This is a genomic window from Thiobacillus sp. 65-1402, from assembly GCF_001897685.1.
Lineage (GTDB): Bacteria > Pseudomonadota > Gammaproteobacteria > Burkholderiales > Thiobacillaceae > Thiobacillus.
Map to the genome: position 1 here is coordinate 1 of NZ_MKUG01000126.1, position 8466 is coordinate 8466.

At 66.6% G+C, this 8466-nt stretch carries 9 protein-coding genes, 1 pseudogene and 1 riboswitch; all 10 genes and pseudogenes read right to left on the reverse strand.

What is annotated here, in order from left to right; all coding sequences use genetic code 11:
- Positions 1-385, reverse strand: a pseudogene (locus BGO62_RS10165) (hypothetical protein); the annotation flags it as partial.
- A gap of 106 nt (positions 386-491) precedes the next feature.
- On the reverse strand, positions 492-869 hold the full coding sequence (locus BGO62_RS10170; protein ID WP_296641705.1) for a diacylglycerol kinase: 378 nt from the start codon (positions 867-869) through the stop codon (positions 492-494).
- A gap of 3 nt (positions 870-872) precedes the next feature.
- On the reverse strand, positions 873-2333 hold the full coding sequence (gcvPB, locus tag BGO62_RS10175; RefSeq protein ID WP_296641981.1) for an aminomethyl-transferring glycine dehydrogenase subunit GcvPB: 1461 nt from the start codon (positions 2331-2333) through the stop codon (positions 873-875).
- 111 nt (positions 2334-2444) lie between these two features.
- Positions 2445-2936 (reverse strand): thiol peroxidase, encoded by a 492-nt coding sequence (tpx, locus tag BGO62_RS10180; RefSeq protein WP_296641983.1) that lies wholly within the window; start codon positions 2934-2936, stop codon positions 2445-2447.
- 63 nt (positions 2937-2999) lie between these two features.
- Complete coding sequence (locus tag BGO62_RS10185) at positions 3000-3287, reverse strand: DUF3144 domain-containing protein (RefSeq protein WP_296641985.1); 288 nt, start codon at positions 3285-3287, stop codon at positions 3000-3002.
- A gap of 9 nt (positions 3288-3296) precedes the next feature.
- On the reverse strand, positions 3297-4673 hold the full coding sequence (gene gcvPA, locus BGO62_RS10190; protein WP_296641989.1) for an aminomethyl-transferring glycine dehydrogenase subunit GcvPA: 1377 nt from the start codon (positions 4671-4673) through the stop codon (positions 3297-3299).
- Between the two features lie 111 nt (positions 4674-4784).
- Positions 4785-5174, reverse strand: a complete 390-nt coding sequence (gcvH, locus tag BGO62_RS10195; RefSeq protein WP_296641990.1) for a glycine cleavage system protein GcvH — start codon at positions 5172-5174, stop codon at positions 4785-4787.
- Positions 5175-5291: 117 nt separating this feature from the next.
- Positions 5292-6371, reverse strand: coding sequence for a glycine cleavage system aminomethyltransferase GcvT (gene gcvT / locus BGO62_RS10200; protein WP_296641991.1), 1080 nt, complete (start codon positions 6369-6371; stop codon positions 5292-5294).
- A 164-nt stretch (positions 6372-6535) separates the two neighbouring features.
- A riboswitch (glycine riboswitch) is annotated at positions 6536-6624 on the reverse strand.
- 48 nt (positions 6625-6672) lie between these two features.
- A complete protein-coding gene (locus BGO62_RS10205) occupies positions 6673-7731 on the reverse strand; it encodes a zinc-ribbon and DUF3426 domain-containing protein (protein ID WP_296641992.1) in 1059 nt (352 codons plus the stop codon).
- A partial coding sequence (prmA, locus tag BGO62_RS10210) for a 50S ribosomal protein L11 methyltransferase (RefSeq protein WP_296641993.1) occupies positions 7728-8466 on the reverse strand: 739 nt, incomplete at its 5' end. The genes prmA and BGO62_RS10205, both read right to left, overlap by 4 nt.

Genomic DNA, 8466 nt, shown 5'->3' on the forward strand with positions numbered 1-8466 from the left:
CATCGTGGTCGAGAGGGGAGGCGACCGCCACGGGCGGGTCGAGCAAAACGACATAATCGCGCTGCAAACGGGCTTCGCAGTCGGAAACCAGAACGAACTGCGCAATGGGATCATTGATTGCCTGGCGGGTGCGTATGTGCAGCAAGGCCTGCCCGGCGGACTGCTCGATGCTCAGCTGCGCGCGCGGTGGCGGCGCGATGCCGCCCACGCTGGCCTCGAGGCTGAAGCAGTCTGCCGTTGCGGCGGCCGGCAGGTCGAGGAGGGGAACGGTGGCGTGCAGGGGCTGCCCGAGGAATGAGCGTACGCCGATTTCGCCCAGCCCGATGGCCGCAGCGGAACCGGCATGGCACAGGCCCAGCAGGAGGCAGGCAGATTTGAGTTTCACGCGATCAAAGAAAAGAAAGTACTTCCCCTATTCCGGACAAGAACGCGCCAACTTTAGGGCGATTCATGAAATAGGCACGATATAGGCGCGATTCCCGGTTTTGGCGTCAGTTCAGCAGCACCAGCGCCCACACGACCGCGACGTTGACGAGCGCGATCATCACCGCCGCGCTGCCCATGTCCTTGGCGCGCTTGATGAGCAGGTGGTGTTCCAGGGAAATGCGGTCGACCGCCGCCTCGATCGCCGAATTCAGCAATTCGACGATCAGCACCAGCAGCACCGCACCGATCATCAGCGCGCGCGCCATGCCCGTTTCCCCCAGAACCAGCGCGAGCGGGATCAGCAGCAGCGCCAGAAACACTTCCTGGCGGAACGCGTCCTCGTGCCGGAATGCGGCGGCGAGCCCCGCCCACGAGTAAACCGCCGCGTTCAGCACGCGCCGCAGACCGGTCTTGCCCTTGAACGGGCTGGCGGGGTCGCTCATGCCCTAGGGCACAAGGGCCGCCGGTTGGTAGGCCAGATCGAGTTCGCGTGCGGCTTTTACGTCGTCGAGGCGCCGTACCGGCAGGCTGTAGGGTGCGCCCTTCACCAGCTCGGCCGTGGTTTCGGCCTCGTGCTTGATCGCCTTCATGGCTTCGATGAAGCCGTCCAGCGTTTCGCGGCTTTCGGTTTCGGTCGGCTCGATCAGCAGGCATTCCGGCACCAAGAGCGGAAAGTAGGTGGTCGGCGCGTGGTAGCCGTAGTCGAGCAGGCGCTTGGCGAAATCCATCGCGGACACGCCGGTGGCGTCCTTCAGCTTCTTCAGCGTGACGATGAATTCGTGGCTGGCACGGCGCTCGGGATAGGCAAGCTCGAAGCCGGCTTCGCGCAGCTTGGCCATCAGGTAATTGGCATTGAGGGTGGCGTATTCGGCGACGCGCTGCATACCGGTCCCGCCCAAGAGGCGCGCGTAGATATAGGCGCGCATCAGCACGCCAGCGTTGCCCATGTTGGCGCTCATGCGGCCGATCGACTGCGGCAGGTCGGCCTCGGTTGCCAGCCGATAGAAGCCGTTTTCGTTCAGCACCAGCGGGATCGGCATGAAGGGCAGCAGGCGCTGCGCCACGCCCACCGGGCCGGCGCCCGGCCCGCCGCCGCCGTGCGGGGTGGAGAAGGTCTTGTGCAGGTTCATGTGGATGACGTCGAAACCCATGTCGCCCGGACGCACCTTGCCGAGAATGGCGTTGAGGTTGGCGCCGTCGTAGTAGAGGAGCCCCCCGGCGTCGTGGACGATCTTCTGGATCTCGGCGATGCTCTGCTCGAACACGCCGAGGGTCGACGGGTTGGTCAGCATCAGCCCGGCGGTGTGCGGGCCGACCGCCGCCTTCAGCGCTTCCAGGTCGACCGCGCCGCTGGCGTCGGTCGGGATCTCCCTGACCGTGTAGCCGCACATGGTAGCGGTGGCCGGGTTGGTGCCGTGCGCCGCGTCCGGCACGATGATTTCGCGCCGCGCGGTGTCGCCGCGCGCGTCGTGGTAGGCGCGGATCATCGCCACCCCGGCGAATTCGCCGTGCGCCCCCGCCATCGGCGCCATCGACACGCCGGCCATGCCGGTGACGTCCTTCAGCATCTCCTGCAGCTCGAACATGCTGGCGAGGAAGCCCTGGCCGGTCTCGTCCGGACTCGCCGGGTGGCGCGCCAGGAACTGCGGCAGCATCGCCAGCGAATTGCACGCGCGCGGGTTGTACTTCATGGTGCACGAGCCGAGCGGGTAGAACTGCGTGTCGATCGAGAAGTTCTTCTGCGAAAGCCGCGTGTAATGGCGCACCACGTCGAGCTCGGAGACTTCGGGCAGCGCCGGCGCGCTCTTGCGGCGCAGCTCCAGGGGCAGATCGTCGAGGCTGCCGCCGGCGGCGGGCAACTGGGCGGCGGCGGTGCGGCCGCGGCGGGAATGGTCGAATATCAGCATGGTTCTAGGGGCTAGGATCTAGGATTTAGGGACTAGGGGGAGCCGGAGCAAAATCCAGAGGCGCGGCATAGCCACACATCCCCTAGATCCTAGCCCCTAGCTCCTAGTCCCTCACTTCAAAGCAGCCAGCGCGGCCTCGTAGTTCGGCTCCTGCTTGATCTCGGGAACGAGCTCGGCGTGGAGCACCTTGTTGTTTTCGTCCAGCACGACGACGGCGCGCGCGGTGATGCCGGCGAGCGGGCCGCTGGTGATGGCGACGCCGTAGTTCTTCATGAATTCGGCGCCGCGCATGGTCGACAGCGTCACCACGTTGTTGGTGCTCTCGGCGCCGCAGAAGCGGCTCATCGCGAACGGCAGGTCGGCGGCGATGATCAGCACGACGGTGTTGCCGACCGCGGCGTCGTTGAATACCTTGGTCGACTTGGCGCACACCGGGGTGTCGAGGCTGGGGACGATGTTGAGGATCTTCTTCTTGCCGGCGAAATCGGCCAGCGAGACGTCGGCCAGGTCCTTGTTGACCAGCTTGAAGTCGGGCGCGGTGTCGCCGACCTTGGGGAAGCTGCCGGCTACGTCGATGGGATTGCCGCCTAGAGTCACTGCCATGTTTGCTCTCCTTGAATGAATCGATCAAATACCGGGCGGATCATGCGCCCGGCGCATTGCAGGTCAATTAACGTCCTGCTGGTCGTAGCGCGCCATGTGCTCGTCGAGGTTCTCGCGCAGCATGGTTTCGTACTGGTTCATGAAATAGGCGATCGCGGATTCCTTCTCCGCGATCAGCTGCGCCTTGCTCTCGGTCGCCGCGGCGATGACGAAGGCGTTGAAGCGCGCCGCGGCGAACAGCGCGCTCGCGCTGACCCGGCTCGGCTTCTCCTGGTCCAGGTGGGTGTTGGCCAGCTGGATGAACGAGTCGGCCATGTCCCAGAAGGGCTTGTCGCGTGTGATGTCACTCATGTCCATTCCTCAGCTCTTGTACGCGCACGGCGGCGCTTCGCGCCGTTTCGACAGGATGCGCTCCATCTGCTGCGCATAGTGGCCGAGGTCGGCGGCGGTCTTGGTTTCGGTGGCGCAGACCAGGATCGCCTGGCCCAGTTCGGGATACCAGCCGGAAATGTCGAGCCCGCCGAGGATGCCCTGCGCACGCAGCGCGCGCAGCACGTCTTTTGCGTTGTCGTTGAGCTTCAGCACGACTTCGTGGAAGAAGGGGCTGGCGAACGCGCGCGTCACGCCCGGAATCGCCGCCAGCTTGTCGGCCAGCGCGACGGTGTTGGCGTGGCTGTTCGATGCTACCTTGGCGAGGCCCTGCGGCCCCAGCAGCGCCATGTATTGCGTCGCCGCGGTGACCACCAGGCCCTGGTTGGTGCAGATGTTGGAGGTCGCCTTGGAGCGGCGGATGTGCTGCTCGCGCGCCTGCAGGGTGAGCGCGAAGCCCGGCTTGCCGTCGAGATCGACGGTGCGGCCGACGATGCGCCCCGGCATCTGTCGCACGAAGTCCTTGCGGCAGCACATGAAGCCGAAGTAGGGGCCGCCGGAGGCAAGCGGCGCGCCGAGCGGCTGGCCTTCGCCGACCGCGATGTCGGCGCCTTTGGCGCCCCACTTGCCGGGCGCTTCCAGCACCGCCAGTGCGGTCGGATTGACCAGCGCGATCGCCAGCGCGCCCTTGCCGTGCGCCCAGTCGGTCAGCGCGTGCACGTCTTCCAGCACGCCGAAGAAGTTGGGCTGCGGAATCACCAGCCCGGCGAAGGCGCCGGGGTCGGCCGGCAGCACCGTCCGGCCGGTGGCGGGATCGTAGTCGAGCTCGACCAGCTCGATGCCCTGGTTTTTCACCGTGGTGACGGCGACGCTGCGGTAGACCGGGTGCACGCTTTTCGGCACCAGCACGCGGCGCGAGGTCTTGTGCGAGCGCACCGCCATCAGCACCGCCTCGGCCAGCGCCGAGGCGCCGTCGTAGAGCGAGGCGTTCGACACGTCGAGCCCGGTCAGCCGGGTCATCATGGTCTGGTATTCGTAGATCAGCTGCAGCGTGCCCTGGCTCGCCTCCGCCTGATACGGCGTGTAGGCGGAATAGAACTCGCCGCGCGTGGTGATCTGCCAGATCGCCGCCGGAATGTGGTGCTCGTAGGCGCCGGCGCCGATGAAGTTGGACCAGAAGCCGTCAGCCGACGCGCGTTCCTGCATCAGGCGCGCCACCGCCATCTCCGGCAGGCCGTCGGGAACGTCCGTCAGCTTGCCGGTCTTCAATGCGGACGGGATTTCGTCGAACAGCTCATCGATGCTGGCAGCGCCGATGGCGCCGAGCATCGCGGAGACGTCTTCTTCGGTGTGGGGAATGAAGGGCATTTTGAGTAGGGGCTAGGAATTAGGATCTAGGGACTAGGGGAGGTGGGGGCTGAATCAAGGCGCGCGGCGAAGCCGCACATTCCCTAAATCCTAGCCCCTAGCTCCTACCCCTTAGTGCGCTTCCGACTCGACCAGCTTCTGGTAGGCCGCGGCGTCGAGCAGTTCGGAAACGTCGGCGGGATTGGCCGGCTTGATCTTGAACAGCCACGCGCTGTAGGCGTCCTGGTTCACCGATTCGGGGCTGGCTTCGACATCCGCGTTGGCGGCGACGACTTCACCGGCCACCGGCGCGTAGACGTCGGATGCGGCCTTCACCGATTCGACCACCGCGCATTCCTCGCCCTTGGCCAGCGTGCGGCCGGCGGCGGGGGTCTCGATGAACACCATGTCGCCGAGCAGGTCCTGCGCGTGGTGGGTGATGCCGATGGTCAGCGTGCCGTCGGCTTCGACGCGCACCCATTCGTGGCTGGGGGTGTATTTGAGGTCAGCGGGGATGCTCATGTTTGCTCCAGGATCTATCTAGGAATTAGGGACTAGGATCTAGGGGCTAGGGAGGGGGTAATCAGGGGCGCGGCGAAGCCGCACATTCCCTAGATCCTAGCCCCTAGCCCCTCCAAATCAAATCAAAACCTTGCCGTTGCGCACGAAGGGATATTTCACCACTTTCGCTTTCAGTTTCTTGTCGCGGATCTCGACTTCGACTTCCTCGCCCGGGGCGATGCCGAGCGGGATGCGGGCGAGCGCGATGGATTGCTGCAGTGTAGGCGAGAAGGTGCCGGAGGTGATTTCGCCGGCGCCGTTCTTGGTCAGCACTTTCTGGTGGCTGCGCAGGACGCCCTTGTCGAGCAGCAGCAGGCCGACGAGCTGCTTGGTCACTTCGCTCTTTTCCAGCGCGGCGCGGCCGACGAAGTCGCGCTCGGTCTTCAGGTCGACCGTCCAGGCGAGGCCGGACTCCAGCGGCGAGGCGGTTTCGTCCATGTCCTGGCCGTACAGGTTCATCCCCGCTTCGAGCCGCAAGGTGTCGCGCGCGCCGAGGCCGATCGGCTTGCCGCCGGCTTCGATCAGCGCCTTCCAGAAGAAGGGCGCGGATTTCGTCAGCACCATCGCTTCGAAGCCGTCCTCGCCGGTGTAGCCGGTGCGGGCGATGAACATTTCGCCCATGGCGGCGGCGCTGAAAGGTTTGAGGCTGGCGGTGAGGCCGTCGACGCCGGGCAGCGCTTCGTTCAGCACCCGGGTTGCGTCCGGCCCCTGGATCGCGATCATCGCCAGATCGCGGCGCGGGGCGAACGTGAGCCCCGTGCCCCAGTCGGCGTTGCACTTCTCCATCCACGCGAGATCCTTTTCCGCGGTGCCGGCGTTGACCACCAGGCGGAACCAGTTCTCGTCCATGAAATAGATGATGAGGTCGTCGATGACGCCGCCAGCCTCGTTCAGCATGCACGAATACAGCGCCTTGCCGGAGACCTGCAGCTTGTCGACGTTGTTCGCCACCAGCCGGCGCAGGAAGGGGCGCACGTTGGCGCCCTTGATATCGAGCGCCAGCATATGGGAGACGTCGAACAGGCCGCAGCCGTTGCGCACGGCGTGGTGCTCCTCGATCTGCGAGCCGTAGTTGAGCGGCATGTCCCAGCCGCCGAAATCGACCATCTTGGCGCCGAACTCGCGGTGAGCGGCATTGAGCGGAGTGTGTTTGAGCATGGCGGTACCAAAAATAAAAAGGGCGAAGTACGGATTCGCTTCACCCCTCTGTCCTTGGTACCTGAGAGATTACGGCGCCGATCCGATCCAGTCGGCGGGCCGCTGCCCCTTCGGTGGCAGTTCCGCTGGTTTGAGATATCAGCGGCTGCGCTCTCCAGAGTGTTCCGGTTGTTGCGGTCCTGGTGCCTGAGCGATTCCGGGTGGGTTACGCCTTCGGCGGCGTGTCGGGCACGCGCTCTCCCGCAACGGGAAGGCGAACTATACCGAAGAAGCAGCCGGCCAGCCAGCCTGGTGCCGCGACTTAATAGGCCAGTTGCAGGTCGAAACCCAGCGGGGCCAGGTCGCGCACGGTTAGCGGCAGGCTCAATGCCTGTTCGCTGTGCGGCGGCAGCCCGGCCGCAATGCGCCGGGCGTCGCCGAGGTATTCGCTGGGAGCGAAGCTGCGGCGCGCCAGAGGACGGTTGCGCTGGTCGGTCAGGGTCAGGACCAGAACCGGCCAGGCCTGCACGTGGTTGGCACGGTTGCCGAGGGTGAGGGTGAGTTTCAGGCGGCCGCTGGCTGCGGAAGGGGCGCTGCCCAGCAGCGGGGCACCCGCCGGCGTGCCCCTTGCGGGTGCCTCGGTCTGCAGGTCGGAGCCGACGATTTGCAGCAGCGCCAGGTTTTTCGGCAGCGAGAGGGTGCAGCCCAGCACGGCGCAGGCCTGCTCGAAGGCCGGGCGCGCCTGCGGCAGGCGGCTGACCAGCGCGTCGCGCAGAAAATAGGCGGTTTGCGCCAGCAGCAGCACCAGCAACAGCGTGCTGGCCACCGCCCATGCCCAGGGCTGGATGCGGCGCGGCGCCGACGGGAGGCGGGCTGTGCCGGGGAGGGGGGCGGCGTATTCGATGCGCGTCGCAGGCACGACCGGCGCAGCGGCCGCGGCCGCTGCGGGTGGATACGCGGGCGCCGTGTGGAACTGCGGCAGCGGACCGGGGTCGTCCGCGGGCGGCGTCTCGGGGTCGATGAGGATGATCGAATCCAGATCGAGCGAGGCCTCGCGCTGTGCGATGCCGCGCGGAATGTCGGCTAGCGCGGCCTCCGCGTCAAGCACGGTCTCGGTCGTCTCTAGGGCGAGGCTCGTTTCTGTCGCCGCGGCGGGCTCCGCCGCGGCGACAGAAACGGCTTCCGGCAGCGGGGAGGCTTCAACCGGCCCGGGTTCGGCCGCCGCGGGCAGCGGCGAACCATCTTCCAGCAGCAGGCTCGGGCGTGCATCGAAGGCGGCACCACACACACTGCATTGCACCCAGCCCTGCGCAGCGTCGAGCTGGTCGGCGCCAAGGCGGAAGACGCTGGCGCAGTGCGGGCAGGTGGTGCGAAAACTCACTGCTTGAGGCCTGCCAGGCGCACCCAGCCCTCATCGATGGCGGGCGGGTCGAACACGAACCAGTCGCGGTAGACCGCCATGACGTCGTCGGCCTGTTCGGCCAGGATGCCCGACAGCACCAGCCGCCCGCCCGCCCGCACCCGGCCTGCCAGCAGCGGCGCCATGCCCTTGAGCGGATTGGTGAGGATGTTGGCGACGACGACGTCGTACTGGCCCGGCGTGAGTTCGCCGGGCAGGCAGAAGTGCGCCGTCACGTCATTCAGGACGGCGTTGTCGCGCGAAGCGGCGACCGCTTGGGCGTCGATGTCGACACCGTCGACCCGCGCCGCGCCGAGCTTGGCCGCGGCAATCGCGAGGATGCCCGAGCCGCAGCCGTAGTCCAGCAGGGTTTCGCCGCCGGCAAGTTGCGCGTCGAGCCAGCGCAGGCACAGCCGCGTGGTCGGATGGCTGCCAGTGCCGAAGGCGAGGCCGGGATCGAGCTTGAGGTTGATCGCGCGGCTGTCGGGTGCGGCGTGCCAGGTCGGCACGATCCACAGGCGCGGCGAGATCGGGATGGGATCGAACTGCGACTGGGTGAGGCGCACCCAGTCCTGCTCGGCCACGGTTTCGATGGTGTACTCGGCGGGAACGGCAATGCCCGCCTGTTTTGCCGCGGTAGCCAGGATTCCCGCCACGTCGGCGTGTTCGTCGAGCAGTACCGTCGCGATGCTGTGCGGCCACAACTCGGCGGTCGGA

What these genes read in the sequence shown, in the direction of transcription:
- BGO62_RS10170 (WP_296641705.1), bottom strand. Translation starts at nt 869, where the DNA reads ATGAGCGACCCCGCCAGCCCGTTCAAGGGCAAGACCGGTCTGCGGCGC.
- gcvPB (WP_296641981.1), bottom strand. Translation starts at nt 2,333, where the DNA reads ATGCTGATATTCGACCATTCCCGCCGCGGCCGCACCGCCGCCGCCCAG.
- tpx (WP_296641983.1), bottom strand. Translation starts at nt 2,936, where the DNA reads ATGGCAGTGACTCTAGGCGGCAATCCCATCGACGTAGCCGGCAGCTTC.
- BGO62_RS10185 (WP_296641985.1), bottom strand. Translation starts at nt 3,287, where the DNA reads ATGAGTGACATCACACGCGACAAGCCCTTCTGGGACATGGCCGACTCG.
- gcvPA (WP_296641989.1), bottom strand. Translation starts at nt 4,673, where the DNA reads ATGCCCTTCATTCCCCACACCGAAGAAGACGTCTCCGCGATGCTCGGC.
- gcvH (WP_296641990.1), bottom strand. Translation starts at nt 5,174, where the DNA reads ATGAGCATCCCCGCTGACCTCAAATACACCCCCAGCCACGAATGGGTG.
- gcvT (WP_296641991.1), bottom strand. Translation starts at nt 6,371, where the DNA reads ATGCTCAAACACACTCCGCTCAATGCCGCTCACCGCGAGTTCGGCGCC.